Genomic DNA, 22,417 nt, shown 5'->3' with positions numbered 1-22,417 from the left:
AGAGCCAAACGGCTCTCTTTTCATTAAGGTTTTACTACAAAATATCTAAATGATCTAACTCTTACTTGCATGTACTCGTTCCAATGCTTCGATCCCAATAAATTTTTTCAGAGATCTTGGAAATATCTCTTCTCCGAAATTCGATTTTTCTTGAAGTTTAGTCCATATACCTAAACTGCTTTTATCATTAGATTCATAACCAATAACAGATTCTAATTTAGGAATATTAAAATGTATCTTTTCGAGAGAAGCTTCTTTGATTAATCCCCAATTCGTAGTGATCATTCCTCGCTTTGTTGCTTCACTTAAAGGATCTCCTTTAGAATTAAACGCTTTGAGTTCTGCTATTTTTGTGGTATATAATTCGCTTTTATACAAATCTTCAAGGGAATCAAATGAAAGCTCCGAAGTGAAATTTTCCCTAAAGTCAAAATCATTGATACAAAAGAAGTCTACTCCAAGATGTTTGCATAACTTAATTAAAAATCTAGCCGTAATTTTTCCGTGATGAGGAATTATAGAGATATTTTTAAAGTTCAGGTATGTTTCTGAATACATAGCATCATTGGTTAGTGAAAAAACTAATTTCTTTATAATCTCTTTATAAGTCAACAAGTCATTTGGACCTTCTACTAGGATCACTTTTTGACTAAACACTATTTTATTCAGATTTGGTTCAATCATTTTAATATAATTATTAAAGTCAGCTATTTTGTGCAATGAGAAGCCTTCTAGGCCATCATCTGCGATACTTTCATTTGGATTGTTGTATTTCAAAATTGTTTCGCTGTCTTCTTCGTTATATTCAAAGCGAATAAGCCCTCTTGTGTCAAAAGCATCTATCATTTTATCAGAATGAGTGCTATATATAACTTGATGTCCTTTTTCCGCCAAGTTACAGAGAACAGTTTTATAAAAGTACTCTTGATGATTTTCATGCAAAAAGCTTTCAGGTTCTTCAAATAAAAAGAGGCATTGATCGCTCTTGTTACTTTCAGCAATTGCTTGAATGATAGCCATAACAAACATAGAAATATATCCATCACCGAAATGATCTATTGGGATAAGATTTTCAGTATCTCCATTCAAACCAATTTTGAATATCATATCTAAGAAAATATCCTCGTAATCAGGCAACCCAAAGTTTATGAAAAAGTTGCTGTCTCTCAAATTTTTCGAATAATTAGACCTTATATCCTCAAGAAAACTATGTAACTTTGAATCTGCAAGCACCTTATTGGTTGAGTCCTTAACTTCTCCTTCGAAAACTTTTCTTTTCCCTTCCATATTTTTATCTTTTTCAACTATTTTCTTAATATGTTTCGCTAAAAATGAAGTAAGGTTACCCCAGTTCGTCTTTTTTGTTGACAATTCTTTTTTTACTTCATGAAAATTCACATAAAAAATTTTAAAATACTTTGCTGCACCTGAAGCGTATGAATTTTTTGATTGTTGCTCCTTATCACGAAAGGAACGGATACTGACATCTTCAATTTCATTGTCAACTACGCTTATATGTAATGAATGAAATCCTTTAAGCTCTGCTTCGTGCCCGTCTCCTTTAACTTCTATGCTACTTGAAATTTCAGTTTCAATAGAAGGCTTATTATTGTAATCACGATTATGAAAATCATTAATGTTAAATGTATCTTTGTTAACACTCTTCTCTCTAATTCCATATAAAATCGCATTGAGAAAGTTTGTTTTCCCCGAATTGTTGTATCCTACGATAGCCACAGGTTTTTTATGAGTTTGATCAGGGAAAATGATTGTCTGTCTTTTTCCGAATGATCTATAGTTCTCGACGCCAATACTTTTGATTCTAATATAGCTCATAATCAAACCTCTCCTTTTAATTCGTTCAGTCGTATAACGTTCCCGTATTCATGAACCCCGAAGGGGTTGTCTGCTGAAATACCTCACCGGAATCCTTCGCGCAGACCCAGGCTCAGGAAGGAGCCGCAGCTTGAATATTATGTTAGTATGATGTCAACCCTTCTTTGAATATTCCAACCTGTTCTTAAATTTCTTTAGAATTACGTTCTTTGAACCAAGATGGAGTTTCGATCTTGCTCCCCAAAATATCATACTCATTAAAGAGGTCTTCAATAATCTGTGCTGCTTGATCTAGCAATTCTGAAAATTCATTACTTCTTATTACACTGCCGTTTCTTGTAGCATAGTGAACTATATTATTTCGCATGTTACTTAGATCTATATATCTTTCAAAAATCTCATTAGAGTTATTATTCCAATTTATTGTGGAACCAGTTATTGCTGCTGGGATAAAATTATAAAGTTTTTTTCTTACATTGCTATACCCAGTAGGCATATTTGCATTATGATCATTAATAAAGTCTAATACTTCTTGCTCTCTTGGACTTATAGTTTTATCTTTTAAATTACATTTAATTAAAGAACTCATCCAAGCTTCTGCTGAGGCGCAAAAACTTATAATAGCTGATCTCTTATATCTCCATTGAATAAAGAAATCAGTGAAACTTTCGGATTGTTCTTTATAATATAAAGCATCATTGAATAATTCATGAGACATATTACTTATTGTTAAACCACATTCCAAGCTGTTATCTTCCATTTCCTAATCTCCTTAATATTTGTAGTTGGTTGATTTCAGCTAACGTTCCTGTATTCACGACTCAGCGTATGCTGAGTGTCCGGCGCATGCCGGACCAAGGACGAATGTCCGCTGCGTGAATATTATGTTAGGCGATGCCTCATTGAATTACTTACAAAATGCTTTTAAATAGTGTTTACTTACTTCGCTAGAAAAATCAATAAGTACTTCAATCGATTCTCTAATACTCATTATCAGCTCTTCAATGGGTAGCTCTTTTTCTACCTTAAGTTCGTTGGGTGAAAACAAGGATCTTAATAAAATCGTATTCTTTATGTGCTCTGCAAAGAAAAACTTTTGATTATTCTCTTCATAAGCTAAAACTTCATTACTTGATGCTTCTAAGGCTTCTGACAACTCTTTTCTTTGAGGTTTAGTGTAATGATAGGTTATGTTTCTTGTATTAGATAATTTCTGCAATAACTCTGCTTTCTCACCACTTCTAAATAGCTGTTTGAGAATTTCATATTTCTGAATCATATACTGAGGTAGGGAATTGATATAAATTCTTACCTCCTCTAATTTTTCAGACTCTTCTAAGTAGAAGATAGCTTCTCTTAGAGAGGCAGTAAGAATTTTAAGAACAGATGTTGTTTCAAAAATCCAGTCCGAAATGTCATCTGAAGTTTTAAGTAATTTTCTCTTGAGAAATACAAAGTCGTTATGTATAATTGCTAGTCCAACTATCCACTTAGCAACATCGCTGTCATGTGGAAAAACTTCATTCATACGAATAAGAGCATAATCCATTATTATATTCTCCTCTATTTACTATCTACTACGAGGTTTCGCCTAACATCTAATCTATGTACTTCGTAAATACCACAGATTCTACCTGATATCTGAATTACGTATATGATAACCTATGCAGTGATTTTTGCGAAGAAAAATTTGGTGAAAAAGGGAGGTATATTCGGTAAGCATTCCTTCATCTCCCTACGATCCAATGGACTTTGAATATGTCGAGTATTTTCAATGTAAAATGTCAAAACAAAAAGGAAGGCTCTTCTTCATCCCGCAGGGAGTCAAGCGACCTTCCGATACCTTCTTAATTCTTTATCTATGCTGCACTATTAATCACTTAGATCTGATAAATAATAGTAAACCATTGAACCAGCCACTATTTTAGGCGACACCCCTTTCCCCAAACATATCCCCACATTCTTTTTACCCGCAATTGAATGATTGATCTGACAAGAAACAACGTTATATACCCGCTCTTCCCCATCCAGTGTTTTAATCATGATCTGTTCACCGATCATCTCTTGAATGGTTGAAGGAAGAAGATCGTCCAACTCTCCGTTCGCCCCCATCACGATGGTTCCGTATTCAGGTGTATCGAAGACCAAACCTACGCCATACAGCATTTTTGTTTCCATTCTCTGACCTCCTTATCTCTGATTTATGAATAGCTCTCCTTTGACATCTCGTACTCGAAGATCGGCGTTATGAAGTCTCACTATGGCATCTCTCAATAAAGCATAACGTCCAGTAGAATGGAGTTCAGACATAACTCTAGCTACTCGAATGTTTATTCGAGCTTCATCAAGGGCTTAGTTTCTTTTAACAGCCCCAGGCTTCAGGAGCATGTACTTTCGTTAATTACTACCGTCAACGATTTATAAAAAAGACTACAACTCTTTAATCACTCGATCAAAGTTGTAGCTCTTGGTCCTGATATACTTTTTTCGTTATCATCTTAGTATATTTCAATCTTGTGATTTCAATCCGTTCATTTGGCTGCATCATATTCAGGATATGACTATCTTTTATTAATATTTTACGATGCCCTCGTCCCAGCCATTTGACTATAATGATATTTGTATCCTTCTTCACATCTACGATTTGTCCAATGGTTACGAATTGCTCTTGGTTCTTGAGATCAAGGTAGGTTAGCAGCCCAAGTATACAAAATATAATAAAACCAGAAATGGATAATCCAGTTGCCCATGCAGGGGGATGATTCACGAAGTAGTTTTTGACAATCAATTGCACGCCAATGATAAAAATAAATATTATGATGAACACAAATTGCATTTTCAATTTCTTTTTAGCTCTACAACGTTACCAGGCTCTACTTGAAAAAACTCTTTATTTGCATCTTGTTCCGATACAATAAAAATTGGTCAGGGAAGCTTTCTCTCGTACTGCTTAGGCCACAGAAGTCTTCAAAAGTGTTTAAAAGTGAAAATCGTCAACCTTAGAAGAGTGAAGAAAGCAACGCCCCATCTTTTTAAACGAGCGTTGCTTTACATTGTGCTCAGAAGTTAGCCAGCGATTATCAATTATTTTATAGCATTGTAAAGCTCAGTCATTTGGTCTGCTAATTCCAATTGCGGCTCCATCCGCTGATTATTTATAGTGGTAGGCGTCATAATTAACATTTTTTCCCCCTGCTCAAACATAGTGACATAGAACAAAACCCCCGTTGTATCTTCTTGGTCAGGATCAAGTACGATTTTTAAGTGGCGAACCTTTTCAATCCATTCCTTAATTAGTGCTTGATCTGTAGTTGTTTTTTTAGTGCCATCACTGCTCATCATTCTAATAGAATCAACCTTTGTAATATCCCCGGGATAGAAGGTTTCTAATTCTTTTGGTTCTTTGCTTATTTCCACCTGATCGGACTGATTAGAAATTTGGCAACTGCTAAGAATCAAGATCAACAATGAAGCACAAATTAAGGTGTAAAGTGAATATTTTTTCATCATATTCCTCCTCAATCTTTAACGAAATTTACATTTGAATTGTTCGATATTGTTTAATAAAAAAACGCTGGGTATGACCAGCGTTTTTACTTAACACAACTTTTTTATTCTTTGATTTTCCACATATCAGTAACCGAACCATACTGCCCTAATAAAAGGTAAACATTAACTCCTGTGCTTTCCCAATTGTCATGTACAATTGCATATTGAGGGTTCGACCAGTCACTGGTATCTGTGTATGTCTCATAACCAACCAAATTCACTAAATGACCTCCCTCTGAACCGTCAGAGTATCCATAGTTCACTAGACGTAAAAATGGAGGAGTTTTAGCATTAACTTCGGATTTCATTTTATTAAAAGTTGGTGATGAATCCCATGTTGTAGTGAAGTTCGAGTAGCCTTTCTCGGAGGTATATGAGTTCATCCCTGGAGCAATTTTATTAGAATATACTCCGTATCTATCATTGTGGCTCATTAGTACACCTAGACGATCAGCAACATTTTTCCATAAACCACTAGATGATAAGTTAGTATAACCTTGATTCCGCCAGTACATAATTACATTTGCGCCAGCCGTTGGAACACAGTCGTTACCCATACTGGTATTATCATTTTGTTGATAATCAGGCACTCCATTAATAAAACCGTATTCATAATTTATAATTGTATTAATACTAACATCATTATTTAATGATTGGCTTTCAACTGAAGGAGCTGCATCCAATATATCTGCTGCTTTCAACCTGTTAACTTGTATCTCTTGTAAGGAAGCTGCTTCAAAGGTTTGATCTGTACTTAATTCTTCGAATGTATTGCTATCAATTTTGTTTGCGTAAAAAAGGGGCCCGAAGTAATAAAGATTGTTTTCATCCTCGCCTTGACCTGGATAGACATCTCCCGTAGCAAATTCAATAAGGAGTCCAGAGTTATTATCAATGATAAAATATCCAGCTATGTCGTTTTCCCTTTGTAGAACTACAAGAGATTTCGTAATTTGTTCATTTTCATCTTTCATTCCGATAATTTTCCCAGCAGTTACTCCTTCAAATTCAGTATGCCCTAGTTGGATACGCTGTTCAATCTTTTGGTTTGCAATATTTAAAATATCTTTACTCGCCGATGTAGTATCAGCTCCGAATGCACTAGGTACAAGAAGGGTAAATGCTAGAACTGTAGAGAGTGTTAGTTTCATGATTTTTTTCAATGGACTTCCTCCGCATCTTATTATAATTGGCGTGTAACTGGATAATCATAGAGTATTTATTGCAAACCTCCCCCCCACTCATAGAATTTTACAAGCAATCAGTGAAAAGAACTTATTTTTCCAATCTTGGTGTATATCTATAAAAACGCAGCAAAACAATTAAAGTTACATAAAAAATCTGAAATTAAAAAACATTGAAACAAAATTTCATCCTAGGTTAAGTCTAATTGATGCTTCTCCGTAAGATATATCTTTACTCTCCCAAAAAAAGCGCGAAGGACTGCTCGTCACACATTAGATGACTTTATTTTAATCCGCTATAAATCTTTGTTATAAGAAGTTATCTGCTTTCTGAATTAAAATTGGATATCCTTAACAGGGGGATTCACAGTTCAACTCCCCCTCACCCCAACAACGCTTGCTCAACCTGATCCACAATCCCATTGATCCCCATCGGTCCATAGCACCCAATCCACGTCGCCGCATCCACTGAATGCACCTGCTGTCCTTCAATCCCACCAAGCATTCCCAAAACCTGCCGTTCTGTCGCCGATATTCCATCCTGCATGAACTCATTACTCAACAAAAAGTAGTAACTTGCCTGTACTGCTGGTAATCTTTCTACCGAGATATGATAGGCCGTGTCGGAGGTGTCTGCAAAAAATAACTGTCAACCATATATAAAAAAACTACAACTCTTTCATCACTTGATCAAAGTTGTAGCTCTTGGTCCCGATACACTTTCCTCGTTATCATGTTTGTATATTTTAATCTTGTGATTTCGATCAGTTCATCTGGCTGCATCATATTCAGGATATGACTATCTTTTATTAAAATTTTACGATGACCTCGCCCCAGCCCTTTAACGATAATGATATTTGTATCCTTCTTAACACCTACGATATGTCCAATGGTTACGAATTGTTCTTGGTTCTTGAGATCAAGGTAGGTTAGTAGCCCAAGTATACAAAATATAATAAAACCAGAAATGGATAATCCAGTTGCCCATGCAGGGGGATGATTCACGAAGTAGTTTTTGACAATTAATTGCACACCAATGATAAAAATAAATATTATGATGAAGCCAAATTGCATTTTCAATTTCTTTTCAGCTCTTTCGCTCATAGGCTCTCCTTCTAAATCTTTGGCTCCATATCCGTTCAATGTCTCACTCTCATTAATGGATCTTTGCGGAGATGAATCACAAAGTCTGGATTTGAAGTATGATATACAAAATTACCAGGCTTTACTCAAAAAAACTCTTTATTCGCATCTTGTTCGGATACGGTACGAATTGGTGCAACTTCATCTACGATTTTTTTGTTATCTTCCTCATGATATTGAATAATGGAAACCAGGACAAATTGGTCAGGGAACAGTTCTCTCACTTCCTGCCATTTCATGTGTTATACCTCCTATTTTTCTTAATGGATCAACTTTCTATCATTTTAACAGATACCCTTACTTCATATATCATTCCTGTATTTATAACACCCGACCTAGTCCAATGTATCCTCACTCGAGTATGTAAAATGTACAAAGAAACCGTCTCCACGGGTATATGGTCGCTCTCGCTTCCATTTACTACGAAACGGTTTCTTTTGTTGTCCCCTCATGAAAAACTGCCTCTCAAGTCAGGTCTGTCCTAACACGCCTTGGTTCCGCATCGCTGGAGCTTTATTCATACCCATGATGTTCAACCTTTTATACCGCTAAATGTAATGCCGCTAATAAACGTCTTTTGAAGGAAAAAGAACAAAACAATTATAGGTAATGTCATCAAGGTGGATACGGCCATTAATAGACCCCATTCGGATCCCTTTTGACTCTGGAATTGCTGCAATCCGAGCGAAACCGTGTAGGATGGTTCATTGGTTAAATAGAGCAAGGGGCCCATGAAATCAGTCCAGCTCCCCATAAATTGAAACAATGCCACGGCTAATACGGCGGATTTGGCTAGTGGAAACATGATCTGTAAATATATGCGGAACTCACTAGCACCGTCTAAGCGGGCCGCTTCGCGCAGGGCATCAGGCAGTCCCATGAAGAACTGCCGCAATAGAAAAATGTAAATGGGCACTCCAAAAAATTGGGGTACAATTAGTGGAAGAGCTGTTCCTACCCAACCTAATTTAGTAAACAACAAGAATAGCGGAATCATCGTCACCTGTCCGGGAATCATCATAACAGCGAGGGTTACAAAGAAAAGTAAACCTCTCCCACGGTACTCTAACTTGGCAAAACTATATGCAACCAAGGGACAGGATATGATCACACCAAGCGTACTCGCGATGGTTATAATCGCCGTGTTTTTCAGATACGTCCAAAAAGGGATATACTCCACGGCACGGGAATAATTACTCCACAGAATGGGTTGCGGAATCCACTCGGGCGGGAATGTAAAGATTTGTGTGAGTGGTTTAAGAGAAGTCGAAAGCAGCCAAATGAACGGAGTAATGAAGAATGCAGAAGCAACAATTAGACATACATAGGCTAACGCACGATTGATTCTTTTGATCGCGATAGGATTCATCCCTTACTTCCCCCCTTATTTCCCTTGATAATGAACCCAGCGTTTAGACGTAATAAAAATAATTCCGGTTAATGCCATAACGATAATAAATAAGATCCAGGCCATGGCGGAGGCATAGCCCATTTTGAAATACCTGAATCCGTTCTCATATAAATACATGACGTAAAAAGTCATGGAATTCGCAGGAGTTCCTTGCCCTTTGGTCAACGTATAGGGAAGAGTAAACTGTTGGAATGCGCCGATCATCCCCATGACAAGGTTGTAGAAAATAACGGGAGTGAGCAAAGGCAGGGTTACCTTTCTCGTCTTCTGAAACCAGTTAGCTCCATCGATTTGTGCCGCTTCATAGTACTCATCAGGGATGTCCCCTAGTCCAGCAAGGTAGATCACGACCGCTTGTCCAATACCCCAGAGCGACATCAAGATGAGCGAAGGCTTGGACCACGACTCACCACCAAGCCAAGAAGGCCCATCGATACCGATATGCGCCAGCATCCCGTTAACTAATCCGAAGTTTGGATGTAGCAGCCACATCCATAGAACAGCCAGAGCCACTTGCGGCACGAGCGTAGGTAAGAAAAAAATCGTTCTGAATACAGCCATACCCTTGACTTTCATATTCAACATCATAGCGAGTGCCACACCGAAGAATATACTTAACGGAACAAAAAATACGGTAAAATAAATCGTGTTATATATGGATTTCCAAAACAGAGGATCCTGGAAAAGATCTCGATAATTATTCATTCCGACAAATTCACCAGGCTGCAGAATGCTGTAAGTCGTGAAGCTGAAGTAGATGGACATGAGCATCGGAATTGCATAAAAGCACAGCAGCCCTATAGCCCAAGGTGAAGCAAACAGCCACCCAATCACGTTAGTTCTGTGAATTGCCCGTTTCCTTGCCGATGGAATTGCGCTTACTTGAACTGAATCGGCTGGTTTCGCCATGTGCATTCTCCTTCCAATTGTCATTCATGAATAGGCAAGGAGAAAGTTCGCTCCCTGCCTACCAAGCATCCTATTTGTCGTATTTTTCTAAAGCCTTATTAACCGTCTCCGTTACTCGATCCAGGTTCTCTTTCGGAGTACCGTTGCCGCGGGTTGCCTTTTCCGTAGCGGAAGCTAACTCATTCCACAGCAGTTGTCCTTCAGGAATAACCGGGCGGTTGTGTGAATTAGGCAAAATAGTAATAAATTCCTTCATAATCGGATCGTCCTTGTAACCGTATTTGTCGTTAACCGCATCGATAACGGAAATTTGAGAGTCGGCGTTTAATAACGTTTGCCCCTCTTCTTTCCCTAAAAATTCGAGGAATTTCCAAGCAGCATCGACGTTCTTGGCACCTTTAGGAATAATAGCAGAGCCGCCTCCTGACCATGTCGTAAAATCTGTTCCCGTTGGAGTCGGTATCGGTGCAACGCCGTAATTTAGATCCGGCTTAAATTTTTCGATCCCCTTCACCGTAAAGTTTCCACTGATCTTCATGCTGACTTGACCGGAAATGAACGGATCCATTTCCTCCGTGCCTGCTGCGCTTGTGAATCCGGCAATATCCTCGACATTGTATTTTTTGCCGAAGTCGGTCATCCATTGTAGCGCTTCAACGACTTTAGGATCATTTGCGGTAATTTTGCCGGTGGCAGCGTCCTGGAATTCTCCTCCAAATGCCCATCCCCACGTATAAAGCCAGCCTTGCGAATACCATGGGATGAACCCGATCCGTTTGAAACGTTTACCTTCCTTGATGGTTAACTTATCGGCGGCCGCTTCAAGCTCGGCGATCGTTTGTGGTGGTTTGTCGGGGTCCAGCCCTACTTCTTTGAAATGGTCCTTATTGTAAAATAGCAGGCGAGAATCCGTATCCATCGGTATGGCATAAAGCTTTCCTTGATAACTGGACTCCTCCCAAGCAAATGGATAATACATTTCCTTACGAATTCCCGATTCCGCTGCCATCGAGGACAAGTCAGTCAGCGAACCTTGCGCAGCCCAAGTACCGACCTTAAATCGGTCGAAAAGTGCAACGTCAGGAGGATTGCCGCCTGCGACTGCAGTCAGCAGCTTCTGATCGGATCCCTCGCTGGATTCCGTATAAACCAAATTCATTTTGATCGTAGGGTTTTTCTCCTCAAATGCCTTCACGACTTTATTCATATTATCTAAATCGATGGAGGTAAGACCATGCCACATCGTAACCGTTGTCTTACCCTCTCCGGCCGGATCGCTGGAGCCTTCCGTTGAGCAAGCGGTTAGAAGTAGTAACATAACCAGAAAGTAAACAAGAATTGGAAATGCGATTTTTTTGGATTTCCTCATTCAAAGTCCCCCTTAAGTTAAATGAATTTGTTTAACTTGAATTCCCATAGCATCCACTTCCTTTTCTGATCAATCCACAAGTTATATGTAAGCGCTAACAAGATTGGTGATATGAACGATAAAATCAGAAAATGATGAACGAAGTGGATTTGTTATAAGAATCCTACTAGTTACACTAGATATACTAAGTATATTAATATGACATCATAAAGTAAGTCAATTGCAATATTACGACATGAATATGTATGACGTATGGCTAAAATTAGATATGTGAATCGATGTTTCGAGGTTTGTTAATCTCCGGTCTCCCAGCCCATTCCCTGATGTGAAACAAGCTTTACCATAAGAAAAACGGCTATCGACATACTTCACAGAAGACAGACGACATTTAACAGACGTTTTTCCTGCGATATCAGGTCCGGAAGGTCCAAGCTTCGAAGTTCATATTTCTGATATCAAAAAAAGTGCCGATAAGCCCCTGGGGACTTCTCGACACATTGAAAAATATCCTTGATTTTGTTGAGCTGCACTGAGCTTGTTGTAACCCTATGTGTTATTTTTCACGACCATACGATGTTCAATAATGTTCAGCTCGGGAACGGCTGCTCCATGCAGCTGAGAGATTAGCATATCCACTGCCAATTCACCCATCTGCTTCTCATCTTGCTTAATATGAGTGAAGATCGGTTGACCCAAGTAATCATTCAGGGAGTCGAAACAAACAATCTCGAATTCCTCCAGAGATTTCCCCATCGAGTGGATGACTTGAGCCAGCATGGTAGCTATTAGAAATTCCGACGCGACAAACGCCTTTACATCAGGGTGTTGTTTCAAAAAATGCTTTATTGTTTCTTTATCATTTTCAATCACTGTTCCATTTATGTTCATAGGAAGGGTTCCCTTCAAGTTCGTCAATACATAATCTTTGTTCAAATTCATTCCTTCCTGGGTGAAGGCAAACGTATATCCGAGCAGTCTTTCCTCCAATGTTGAAGTGTTCTCTTCCGGCGGAGATAAAAAGGCAATTTTTTTATGACCTTTACTAATCAGATGACGCGTAAGATCCATGGCTGCTTTCTTATTGTCTGTGTATACCGAACAAACCGGAATTCCTTTTAGATATCTATCGGCCAAAACAATCGGAAACCGATCTAATACAAGCCGAAGCAGTTCCGAATTATAGTGTTGACCATGAATGGGGGTCACGATTAATCCCTTGATGCCTAAACCGATAAATAAGTCGATCGCACGTTTTTCCTCATCCCGATCCCCGCAAGTTCGCTTGATAATGAGTTGATAATCGTGCTCAGCGCTCCGCTTTTCCATCGATCTAAGAAGCTCCAGGCCAAACTCGTCAGAAAAATTCGGTATAATAAAACCGATCAACCGCTTATCATCCTCAGGAACCAAGGTCGTTTTCACCTCTGAATAGTGCTTCGGTTCTTGTCCTTCAATTATACTATCGGCCACAAATGAACCTTTTCCTTGTATTCGTTTGATAACCCCGGAATCGGCCAATTTCTCCAGAGCCTTTTTAGATGTAATACGACTGACGCCAAATTGTTCAGCCAACTCTTTTTCGGAAGAGACCCGGTCTCCTTCTTTTAATCGACCTTCTTTGATCTCTTGTACAATATAGACATATATCTGCTCGTATAAATGCAATTCCACAAGACCACCCTGACATCATAATATTAATATACTAAGTATATTACACAAGAAGTCATTCGCAAAGTTAATCAGTTTACCTCCGAACTTTCGTGTATTATTTTATGAATTATCAGTTAAACGTAATTTAATTGTTATTTTTTCTCAATTTTACTTATATGTATTTTGTTATATATGTATGTAATTTATATACATCAAACAATCTCGATTTTAAATAATCTTTAGCATTACATATCGTGAATAAGGCCTACTCCGCCTTATTCATGTTTTAGTTATTTGAGGCGACTATGCGACAAAAGATATAGCACTGCTTTTCTTTTTATGGATTGGAACGTAAAGCTACTTCTCAAACTAACCATGCCTGCGCGATCTTAATCATCTCATCCCTCTTGCTTGGAGCATGTGCCTCCGAAGAGGAAAAGATGATTGTATCCTCTGCAGAGAAGTTCACTGCAAATTATGTTCTCGAAAAATACGATCCATTAAGTGTCTAGACACTATCGCTTCCTGAAGGTTTATCCAAGAAACCAAATTTTAAATAGGTATCCCCCTTCACCGTAGCAGGTTTTATCCATACACTGCTTACCGAAAAGGGGGACTTTTCTTTGTTTATATCTACTTAGTTTAAAAGCTATGAGCTATTTCATGGTTAACCCAGCAATTGATCTATCGTTGGATTCTCTCTCAGCATGCGTATAATCACCGTTAAGGCTTCCGCCCTCGTGAGATTGGCGTCCGGTTCAAACTGATTCTGGCTCTTGCCCTCCAGTATACCCGCTTTTGCAGCCGTTTCAATGATCTCCTTCGCCCAATGCTTGGGTGCTACATCAACGAATCTTGCTGCATCGCCAGATGCACTATTCTGAACAATCAGGATTTTCGAGATCATAGCAACCATCTCGGCTCGTGTAATCCTGTAATCAGCGTGGAACGTTCCGTCAGAGTACCCGTTGATAACTCCATTGGAAGCAAGAATTTCTATAGAGTCTCGCGCCCAAGAGTTTTGAATATCCCGTAACTCAAACGTTCCGCTTCCTGAACGCAGGGCAAATGCTTTAACCAGAAGTGTGCTGAACTCTGCCCTCGTAATAGAATTATCCGGTTTGAATCTACCGTCAGGATACCCATTGATTATACCTATCTTGGCAGCGGACAAAATATCTTTGGAAGCCCAGTGAGACCCTACATCCTGAAACGTTACAGAATTACCGGCCAATGACTTTTGTATAAAAGTTACGAGCCGATCAGTTTCAACAAGAGCGTGAAAATGCTTGGTCTCCTTAGCAGGAGGTATTGAAGGTTCCGTTTTAGCCGGAGTACTATTATCGATTGAAGTGCTTGTATTGGTTGAACTGCTTGGAGAGGATCCTGACCCCGAAGCTGGTATACCGCTTACTGTTACGTTTATATCTACCGATTGAGTTCCATAGACAGCGCTGACAACCGTACTGCCCGCTGTCTTACCTGTAACCCTCCCACTGCTAACATTAGCAATTGACGGATTACGAACAATCCAGGTTACCCATGAGGTCACATCTCTTTGCGACTGATCTGAGAAAACAGCAGTAATCGCTACAGAAACCGTTTGTCCGGTCGATACGCTCATCGTATTCGTATCCGTCTTTAAACTGTTTAATCCCTGCAAGGTAATGCTCTTTGTTGCGATGCCGCTCATTTTGTTGCCGTCGCTTACGGTAAAGCTGATCGTGCGCGTCGTCATATTCGTAGAGACTTGTGTGTTACTGTAAGTAACTACTTGTAATGCGTTCTGCCACTGCGTCAACGTTGCAGTTCCACCTGCAGACGTCAGCGTCAACACGCCCATGAGTGCATCGTAAGTTGCCGTTATATTGCCCATGCTCGCTCCATCATTGGTGTAAGCCAATACGTCTTTTCCCGCGTCGAAGTGGCTCGTGATGCTAACCGTTGCACTGGCCAAGGTTGCATTATCCAAATCGGATACCGCCAGACCGCCGTCAATAGCAACCGGAGTCGAAGTTCCAGAGATGTAATTGGTCGAACCATCACTCGTGGTCACAATAGGTGTCTGGTTGGTATCCATCACCATCACAGTTCGTGTCGCTGGATTGCTCACATTGTCGTCATCCGTCACCATGAAGCTTACTACACGTGTCGCCGCATTTGGCTTGATCGCCGTATTGGTATAAGTAATCGATCTCAAAGCGGCTTGCCACTGGGCCAACGTTGCGGTCCCGCCCGATGATGTCAGCGTCAGCACACCCGTAGATGCATTATATCTGGCTGTAATATTCCCCATGCTCAGTCCGTCATTGATGAAATCAAGCACATCTTCTCCAACATGAAGATTACCTGTAATGGTCACTGTTGCGCTTGAAAGCGTAGTGTTGCTATCTGCGGTTACCGTTATGCCAGAGTCGATAACGACCGGAGTTGAAGGTATATTATCCCCAGCCACAAATGAAGCCGAACCGCTGCTTGTAGTCAGCATCGGAGGCGCGATCACCGCCACTTCCACAGGATGTGTAGCAGCAACGCTTGCTTTTGTTCCGTCGCTTACGATATAGCTAATATTGCGTTGCCCTGGCGTGGCGCTCGTGCTTGAGAACGAAATTCCCCTCAACGCTCTCTGCCACTGCGCCAACGTTGCGGTCCCGCCTGATGATATCAGCGTCAGTACGCCAGTAGATGCATTATAACTCGCCGTAATATTTCCCATGCTAGCCCCATCATTGGTGTATGCCAATACGTCTTTTCCCGCGTCGAAATTGCTCATAATACTAACCGTTGCGCTCGCCAAGGTTGCATTATCTAGGTCGGATACCGTTAGACCGCTGTCAATATCCGCCGGAGTCGAAGCTCCAGAGATGTAATTCGTCGAACCACCACTTGTGGTCACGATTGGTGACTGGTCCGTAGCTGCAACCGTTATATTTCGTGTCGCCGTATTACTTGCATCCACACCGTCCGTCACCGTGAAGCTAACTGTACGTGTCGCTGTATTTGGCGTAATCGCTGTATTCGTATAATTTATTGACCTCAAAGCGGCTTGCCACTGCACCAACGTTGCCGTTCTGCCCGATGATGTCAGCGTCAGCACGCCCGTAGCTGCATTATAAATGGCTGTAATATTTCCCTTGTTCAACCCGTCATTAATGAACATCAGCACATCTTCTCCAACTTGAAGATTGCCTGTAATCGCCACTGTTGCGCTTGAAAGAGCAGTGTTGCTATCTGCTGTTACCGTTATGCCAGAGTCAATAACGACCGGAGTTGAGGGTGTATTATCCCCAGCCACAAATGAAGCCGAACCGCTACTTGTAGTCAGACTAAGAAGTATATTCACCGTTACTTCCACTGAACGTGTAACTGCAACGCTGGTCTTCATTCCATCATTTACGGAATAACTAACGATACGCTGCCCTGACGTAGCACTTGTACTTGAGAATGAAATGCTTCTCAACGCACTCTGCCACTGGGCCAACGTTGCGGTTGCGCCTGATGATGTCAGCGTCATCACGCCAGTAGATGAATTATAACTCGCCACGATATTTCCCATGCTCGCCCCATCATTAGTGTATGCCAATACGTCTTTTCCCGCGTCGAAGTTGCTCGTGATGCTAACCGTTGCGCTGGCCAAGGTTGCATTGTCTAGGTCTGATACCATTAGACCGCTGTCGATCGCCAACGGAGTCGAAGCTCCGGAGATGTAATTCGTCGAACCACCACTTGTGGTCACGATTGGTGTCTGGTCGGTAGCTGTCACCGTTATAATTCGTGTTGCCGTGTTACTTGTATCCACACCGTCCGTCACCGTAAAGCTAACCGTACGTGTCGCCGTATTTGGCGTAATCGCTGCATTGCTATAAGTAATTGATCTCAGAGCGTTCTGCCACTGCGCCAACGTTGCGGTTGCGCCTGATGATGTCAGCGTCAGCACGCCAGTACCTGCATTATAACTGGCTGTAATATTCCCCATATTCTGTCCGTAATTTATGAACATCAGCATATCTTCTCCAGCATGAAAATTACCTGTAATCGCTACTGTTGCGCTTGCAAGGGTATTGGTGCTATCCGCGGTTACCGTTATGCCAGAGTCGATCGCAACCGGAGTTGAGGACGCATTATCTCCAGCCACGAATGAAGCAGTACCTCCAGTTAGAGTTAACACAGGACCCGTTGCTGCAAAGGTTGTCGGCGTAATATAATTACCGAATCCCGCCTGAAAGGTTAACGCAATGGTGACCAGGACTAACATTTTTCGTAATAAGCTCTTCATCGACTACTCTCCCTATCGTTTAGATTTAATCCTGAATCTCACTATTGCTGAAACATAAACATTAATTAACACCAGAATTAGTTAAACCCCTTATAAAAAACCTTTACTACATAGACAAATCCATTTTGCGGCATTATCGAAAAGAATTCCTGTGCTTTAAGAACTATCTTTAGAACTTTCGCCCTATTCCGACTCATTAAAACCAAAAAAAACAGGTCACTTATCCTCTTTACGGAGAGAAAAGATGACCTGTCTATAGTCTTAAGAATAGCTATTTGAACCTTGATTAGGGTAAATGCTTTATGTAAACCCCAACAACGCTTTTACCACCTGATCCACAATTCCATTGATCCCCATCGGTCCATAACAACCAATCCATGTCGCTGCATCCACCGAATGTACTCGCTGCTCCTCTCCCCCACCAAGCATCTCCAAAACCCGCTGCTCTGTCGCCGATATCCCATCCTGCATAAGTTCATTACTCAGCAGAAAGTAGTGACTTGCCTGCACTGCGGGTAATCTCTCAACCGAAATATGATAGGCCGTATCGGAGGTGTCAGCCACAAACAATGGTGCAGGCAGACCTAGATCACGGTACAGCACAGCACCTGTACGATGAGCGGCGGAATGGACACGAACGAGCGAGTCCAACGGACGGATCAGGGCCACACTTTTGCCTGCCAATACTGTAGCTAGTTCCTCAGCCAGCAAAGCCGTTCTGCGAAGATAGTCGGCATTAATCTGCTTGGCCTCTGCTCGCTTGCCTGTCAGTTCACCGAACAGACTAAGGATCGTCTGCCAGTTTTCGTTACGTTTGAACATGAGCACTGGAGCGATCCCACTTAATCGTTCAAGATACTGCTCATGTACCTCGGTGCAGATGATTAGATCCGGTGCAAGTCGTTCCACAGCAGGCAGATCGGGATATTCATATGTCCCCAGTAATTCGGTGTGCTTGAGTCCTGCCTGAAGGGGTTGGGGAAAAGATAACACGCTGCTTCCAAGTCCGACACTCCCTACCGGAGACAAACCCAGCGCAAGCAAATGATCCGCATACTGCACATCGAGGGCAACGATACGCTGCGGTGTTTCAGTGACGATGTATTCCCCTTGCATATGACAGATGACCAGGCCTTGGGCTGATTCATAGGATGAAGCTGTGCGGTTTTGCAGTAGAGCATTCTCATAATCTGCATCGGTTCTAGAAGCGGCGGCATGCCGGTAATGTAACGGTGGGACGCCAACATACTTTTTAAAAGCCCTGCTGAAATAATACATATCTCGATAGCCCAGCTTGTCGGCAATTTCTCCTATTGAAGCATCCGTATGACGCAGCATGCGCGAAGCACTTTCCATGCGTAGCTGGATGACGTACTCCATCGGGCCGAGCTGCTTTTCTTGTTTGAAACGGCGCTGTAGTTGTCTTACGCTACAGCCCGCAAGGGCTGCCAGCTCTTTCAGCTCCAGGTTCTGACGATAGTGCGACGCAATATAGGAAGCAACCACATCCACCATATCGGACTCCGCTCCCCCTTGACCACGTTCATAGGCCATGATCAGCTCATAGATCATGCCTTGTAGCAACGCGTTGGCATAGAATCGTTCCAGTCCTTCGTCCCGGCGCCATTTCGCAACGATTTTTTCTGCATTCTCGATCCATTCCGCGTGGGCTGCCGAGTTTTGCACAAAGGACCTGCGCAGCGGATGTTTGCGATACGAAGGCATAACAATAGAGGCACCCTCCATGGAAGAAGCCTTGTATTTGATCACAATATAATGAATGTCCTCTGATCTGGCCGTCAGCGTGTAGGATGATCCCTTCACCGCATGACAGGCAAAAGAAGCTCCAATGTGGCATCCCTCGCCATCCATTGAAAGCTCCCCTTCCCCTCCGTATGCCAGTAGCAGCACATTAGAAGTTACGATAGTTTCGTGTAAAACGCTGCCTGTCTGCAAAGTACCGCTATATCCGTCCAGCATCTTGATTGCTGTATCACTCCAACCACTTGTCTGTTCCTGCAGCGGCATTTCTCTCATCTCCTGACAATCGCATAGGTATAATTATCGCTGTTGTCATTGTAGTTGAGATTCTTTCTCATTGTCAATTTTCGGACATTTGAGGCAATATTCTCCTGACATCTGGTACCAGAAACAGCAGGTGAGCCGCTCACTTTTGGCAACATGTACATTGTCCTTACAATCGGTAAAGCGGGTCAACGGATTCTTTCTCTCACCAAACACTTGCCCGGACGCCACCTGCGTCAGATAGGCAAAATCCGCCTGAATTTGCTCTCTTTCCTGCTCCGTCTCACCTTCATCAGGAGCGAATAGTCGCCCGATCCGTACCATGATATTCTCCCAGAGAATACTCATCGAAAGGGGTGCAATCGCAGCAAGTGTCTTTAACAGAGGTGTAAGCTGTACTGCAAATATCTCCTGGACCGCCTTTTCCCGCCAAACGTGTCTATCTCCCGTCAGCTCTTCAGCCCGAAGCTCGTTCACCGCTAGAAAAGGAAATCGTGTGCCCTTCTCATGTTCTTCGAGCTTCGGATGATAGAGAAAGCTGTTCTCCAGCTGAAAGGTTACATGCTGATGATGAAATGTCATCGCAGTCACGAGCGGAGTCGTCCATAGATAGCCAAGTCGCTTGGCTAACATGGAAGCGGCAACCTTCATGTCTGGTGCATCGATATAATGTTGAAACCAGCTGATATACTCTCGGCACGCCTCTTCGTCATGCAGCTCACTCAGCGCAATGCTACGGACACTATGTTCAGGCGGCTCGCCAAGCAAAATCGAATGATCCTCCACCGTCTCTTTCCATGCGTCTGTTGAGAGATATCGGCTCATATTAGTTCGATCCGAGCAGGGCTTCCGAAGCCTGATCTACAATCAGATTAATCGCAAGCGGTCCGTAGTATGCGATCCATAGTGTGGAGTTTACATCATACGTACGGTTATTTTTCACAGCATCCAGAGACTTCCATACCGGATTGTTCACCATCGCCTCTGCTTCTGCGGCAAACAGCTCATCCGACAATACAAAATAACGATCTGCCCCAATCTCAGGCACTTTCTCCATCGAGATCTCTACGGAAGTATCATCCTTGATGCCTTCAACAAGTGCAGGCATTTTCAAGCCCAGGTCATTATACAGAATGCCGCCTGTGCGGTGCTCGATGCCATGAACGCGAATACCTTCTTTACGCGGACGAATCAATGCTACCGTTTCATCACCCAGCTTCTCAGCCAGTTTTGTTTTCATTCCTGCCACTTTCTCTTCATACGCTGTGCGCACTTTCTCTGCCTCGTCTTGCTTGTCTGTAATTTTAGCTACTGTAGCTAACGTATCACGCCAGTCTTCGTAGAAATCGAGTACCAAGGTAGGTGCAATTTTGCTTACACTCTCGTACTGCTTTTCTTGGAAATCGGTCATGATGATCAGATCCGGGTCGAGTGCAACAATAGCTTCCAGGTTAGGCTCATCCCGTGTACCGAGAACTTCAACGCCACTTGCCTGATCACCTAAGTATTCTGGGAAATCAGTGTTTCCTCCAGCGATAACACTACCTGCTGGCTTTTCGCCAACCGCTAACATTTGATCCAAAAACTTAACATCGAGCACGGCAACTTTCTTCGGTTTTTCGTTTAGAGTGATGTCACCCTTCATACCCTTGATCGTTACTGGAAAAGCACCGTCGGTCTTCGTCTCCGTACTCGCAGGTGTATCCGAAGGCGTTGCCGCAGATTGTTTACCACTATCTGTACCTGTTCCGGCACCGCACGCCGTCAGGACTAGAATCAGGGCCAACATCAAGCCCATCAGTAATCGTGATTTGTGAGCAAGATAGCCTTTGCTTCCGGCTGCTTGCCCGTTTGTTCCTTGTTTCATTTGTAAATCCCCCTTATGTATACTAGTGATAATGATTTTCATTATCGAAACATAAAGAGAGTATAAACGATCTGTGTATCGTGTTACCATGTACTTTTGCGACATTTCAGTCGGACTAATGCGACATCGTGATTGATATTTTGCCTACACCTATACACTATGCACCTTTTAATTTCTCAGCAATATAAGCCTGTAGACGGTAAATATCTGCAAGAAGCTCTTCTTCCTCCGCCGTATTGCCATACTCCCCCAGCCAGCGCGGTGTGCGGAACTGCCAATCCTCTGTCAGGAATCGCTTTTCATCCCGATACTCTAAAATATGTCCCAGGAAATATTCCAGAGAGCCGAAGGATTGCTTCCCTTGATCGTTAATGATGGATTGTGTGTTCTCAATGATGGTATGTAACATTTGCTCAATATGCTCTTCTGGATTCATATTGGATCTCCTCCAAAGGAATATTTTTAAGGATTCATATCCAGATTTCGTTCAAGCATTGCTCCTATACGTTCAGCCATTACGGAAGGTGGGAGAGGTCTTTCATGCGTAAACCACCATTCCACGACCCCAATGATCGCTCCCCCCACATACTGAACCTCCACAATCTGGTCTTTCATTAATTCGGTGTTCATAACAGCTGGTTCGCTCTCGTTCCCGTTCTGTAATTCATGAATAAAAAAGTCCAGAAACTGCTTTCGAAAAAAAGAACTGCCTTTACTCGCCAGCAATGCGTAGAAAAATAAAAAATGCTTCTCAAAATACTCAAACCACACGAATACCATGTTGTTATAACCCGTGTCCATCTCCGTAGATTCACAGATTTCACGCAAATTCTCAATATGCTCTGTGATGAGTTTATTCAGAAGATCGAATTTATCTGTGTAATGAAGATAGATCGTTCTGCGGCTGATATCCGCTTTGTCTGCAATGTCCTGGATCGTAATATGATCAAAATCTTTGTTCATCATCAGTTCAATAACCGCCGTTTTGATCGCTTCTTGCGATTTGCGTATCCTTCGATCCACCTTGACCACTTCACATCACCCTTTTTCTTCATGGTTAATACGCACTTTCAAACCATCTGTGCACAATTGCACGCAATCCAGCTTTTTAGCCATTGTAAGATTTTTATTTACGTATACCATTATACATAGTTGATAAATAATACACTACTGTGCATTAATTCACAGTGAGAAATGG

The 22,417-nt window shown here is 41.8% G+C and carries 18 protein-coding genes and 1 pseudogene; all 19 read right to left on the bottom strand.

The window, feature by feature from the left end; all coding sequences use genetic code 11:
• Positions 1-54: 54 nt before the first annotated feature.
• Positions 55-1,836: an AAA family ATPase gene (locus tag MHI38_RS24080; RefSeq protein WP_154887170.1), complete on the bottom strand. Its 1,782-nt coding sequence runs from the start codon at positions 1,834-1,836 to the stop codon at positions 55-57.
• A gap of 184 nt (positions 1,837-2,020) precedes the next feature.
• Positions 2,021-2,596: a hypothetical protein gene (locus MHI38_RS24075; protein ID WP_341181789.1), complete on the bottom strand. Its 576-nt coding sequence runs from the start codon at positions 2,594-2,596 to the stop codon at positions 2,021-2,023.
• A 147-nt stretch (positions 2,597-2,743) separates the two neighbouring features.
• Positions 2,744-3,385, bottom strand: a complete 642-nt coding sequence (locus tag MHI38_RS24070) for a hypothetical protein (protein WP_154887172.1) — start codon at positions 3,383-3,385, stop codon at positions 2,744-2,746.
• A gap of 323 nt (positions 3,386-3,708) precedes the next feature.
• Positions 3,709-4,014, bottom strand: a complete 306-nt coding sequence (locus tag MHI38_RS24065) for a hypothetical protein (protein ID WP_154887174.1) — start codon at positions 4,012-4,014, stop codon at positions 3,709-3,711.
• A gap of 906 nt (positions 4,015-4,920) precedes the next feature.
• A complete protein-coding gene (locus tag MHI38_RS24060; protein ID WP_186809576.1) occupies positions 4,921-5,343 on the bottom strand; it encodes a hypothetical protein in 423 nt (140 codons plus the stop codon).
• A 104-nt stretch (positions 5,344-5,447) separates the two neighbouring features.
• Positions 5,448-6,548 (bottom strand): C39 family peptidase, encoded by a 1,101-nt coding sequence (locus MHI38_RS24055; protein ID WP_154887180.1) that lies wholly within the window; start codon positions 6,546-6,548, stop codon positions 5,448-5,450.
• Between the two features lie 403 nt (positions 6,549-6,951).
• Positions 6,952-7,134 (bottom strand): hypothetical protein, encoded by a 183-nt coding sequence (locus MHI38_RS24050; RefSeq protein ID WP_261769186.1) that lies wholly within the window; start codon positions 7,132-7,134, stop codon positions 6,952-6,954.
• A 125-nt stretch (positions 7,135-7,259) separates the two neighbouring features.
• On the bottom strand, positions 7,260-7,673 hold the full coding sequence (locus tag MHI38_RS24045) for a hypothetical protein (RefSeq protein WP_154887182.1): 414 nt from the start codon (positions 7,671-7,673) through the stop codon (positions 7,260-7,262).
• Between the two features lie 35 nt (positions 7,674-7,708).
• A pseudogene (locus tag MHI38_RS24040) lies at positions 7,709-7,951 on the bottom strand (hypothetical protein).
• A 293-nt stretch (positions 7,952-8,244) separates the two neighbouring features.
• Positions 8,245-9,081 carry an ABC transporter permease subunit gene (locus tag MHI38_RS24035; protein WP_154887184.1) on the bottom strand — a complete coding sequence of 279 codons (837 nt, stop codon included), beginning with the start codon at positions 9,079-9,081 and terminating at the stop codon, positions 8,245-8,247.
• A gap of 15 nt (positions 9,082-9,096) precedes the next feature.
• Positions 9,097-10,032 carry an ABC transporter permease subunit gene (locus MHI38_RS24030; protein ID WP_154887186.1) on the bottom strand — a complete coding sequence of 312 codons (936 nt, stop codon included), beginning with the start codon at positions 10,030-10,032 and terminating at the stop codon, positions 9,097-9,099.
• A 70-nt stretch (positions 10,033-10,102) separates the two neighbouring features.
• Entirely contained in the window at positions 10,103-11,401 is a 1,299-nt protein-coding gene (locus tag MHI38_RS24025) for an extracellular solute-binding protein (protein WP_154887188.1), read from the bottom strand.
• A 546-nt stretch (positions 11,402-11,947) separates the two neighbouring features.
• The gene (locus MHI38_RS24020; RefSeq protein ID WP_154887190.1) at positions 11,948-13,072 is read right to left on the bottom strand and encodes a GntR family transcriptional regulator; all 1,125 of its coding nucleotides are present in this window, start codon (positions 13,070-13,072) and stop codon (positions 11,948-11,950) included.
• Positions 13,073-13,718: 646 nt separating this feature from the next.
• Positions 13,719-17,327, bottom strand: a complete 3,609-nt coding sequence (locus MHI38_RS24015; protein WP_154887192.1) for an S-layer homology domain-containing protein — start codon at positions 17,325-17,327, stop codon at positions 13,719-13,721.
• Between the two features lie 300 nt (positions 17,328-17,627).
• The gene (locus tag MHI38_RS24010) at positions 17,628-19,355 is read right to left on the bottom strand and encodes a helix-turn-helix domain-containing protein (RefSeq protein WP_341181788.1); all 1,728 of its coding nucleotides are present in this window, start codon (positions 19,353-19,355) and stop codon (positions 17,628-17,630) included.
• A gap of 45 nt (positions 19,356-19,400) precedes the next feature.
• On the bottom strand, positions 19,401-20,177 hold the full coding sequence (locus tag MHI38_RS24005) for a (2Fe-2S)-binding protein (RefSeq protein WP_154887196.1): 777 nt from the start codon (positions 20,175-20,177) through the stop codon (positions 19,401-19,403).
• A 1-nt stretch (position 20,178) separates the two neighbouring features.
• Complete coding sequence (locus MHI38_RS24000; RefSeq protein WP_154887198.1) at positions 20,179-21,219, bottom strand: ABC transporter substrate-binding protein; 1,041 nt, start codon at positions 21,217-21,219, stop codon at positions 20,179-20,181.
• A gap of 157 nt (positions 21,220-21,376) precedes the next feature.
• A complete protein-coding gene (locus tag MHI38_RS23995) occupies positions 21,377-21,655 on the bottom strand; it encodes a hypothetical protein (protein ID WP_154887200.1) in 279 nt (92 codons plus the stop codon).
• Positions 21,656-21,681: 26 nt separating this feature from the next.
• Entirely contained in the window at positions 21,682-22,242 is a 561-nt protein-coding gene (locus tag MHI38_RS23990; protein WP_318294930.1) for a TetR/AcrR family transcriptional regulator, read from the bottom strand.
• Positions 22,243-22,417: the final 175 nt, after the last annotated feature.

Source organism: Paenibacillus sp. FSL K6-1558, from assembly GCF_038002565.1.
Classification (GTDB): domain Bacteria; phylum Bacillota; class Bacilli; order Paenibacillales; family Paenibacillaceae; genus Paenibacillus; species Paenibacillus polysaccharolyticus.
This window is presented reverse-complemented; position numbering and strand designations above follow the sequence as displayed.

What these genes read in the sequence shown, in the direction of transcription:
- MHI38_RS24080 (WP_154887170.1), bottom strand. Translation starts at nt 1,836, where the DNA reads ATGAGCTATATTAGAATCAAAAGTATTGGCGTCGAGAACTATAGATCA.
- MHI38_RS24075 (WP_341181789.1), bottom strand. Translation starts at nt 2,596, where the DNA reads ATGGAAGATAACAGCTTGGAATGTGGTTTAACAATAAGTAATATGTCT.
- MHI38_RS24070 (WP_154887172.1), bottom strand. Translation starts at nt 3,385, where the DNA reads ATGGATTATGCTCTTATTCGTATGAATGAAGTTTTTCCACATGACAGC.
- MHI38_RS24065 (WP_154887174.1), bottom strand. Translation starts at nt 4,014, where the DNA reads ATGGAAACAAAAATGCTGTATGGCGTAGGTTTGGTCTTCGATACACCT.
- MHI38_RS24060 (WP_186809576.1), bottom strand. Translation starts at nt 5,343, where the DNA reads ATGAAAAAATATTCACTTTACACCTTAATTTGTGCTTCATTGTTGATC.
- MHI38_RS24045 (WP_154887182.1), bottom strand. Translation starts at nt 7,673, where the DNA reads ATGAGCGAAAGAGCTGAAAAGAAATTGAAAATGCAATTTGGCTTCATC.
- MHI38_RS24035 (WP_154887184.1), bottom strand. Translation starts at nt 9,081, where the DNA reads ATGAATCCTATCGCGATCAAAAGAATCAATCGTGCGTTAGCCTATGTA.
- MHI38_RS24030 (WP_154887186.1), bottom strand. Translation starts at nt 10,032, where the DNA reads ATGGCGAAACCAGCCGATTCAGTTCAAGTAAGCGCAATTCCATCGGCA.
- MHI38_RS24025 (WP_154887188.1), bottom strand. Translation starts at nt 11,401, where the DNA reads ATGAGGAAATCCAAAAAAATCGCATTTCCAATTCTTGTTTACTTTCTG.
- MHI38_RS24015 (WP_154887192.1), bottom strand. Translation starts at nt 17,327, where the DNA reads ATGAAGAGCTTATTACGAAAAATGTTAGTCCTGGTCACCATTGCGTTA.
- MHI38_RS24010 (WP_341181788.1), bottom strand. Translation starts at nt 19,355, where the DNA reads ATGCCGCTGCAGGAACAGACAAGTGGTTGGAGTGATACAGCAATCAAG.
- MHI38_RS24005 (WP_154887196.1), bottom strand. Translation starts at nt 20,177, where the DNA reads ATGAGCCGATATCTCTCAACAGACGCATGGAAAGAGACGGTGGAGGAT.
- MHI38_RS24000 (WP_154887198.1), bottom strand. Translation starts at nt 21,219, where the DNA reads ATGAAACAAGGAACAAACGGGCAAGCAGCCGGAAGCAAAGGCTATCTT.
- MHI38_RS23995 (WP_154887200.1), bottom strand. Translation starts at nt 21,655, where the DNA reads ATGAATCCAGAAGAGCATATTGAGCAAATGTTACATACCATCATTGAG.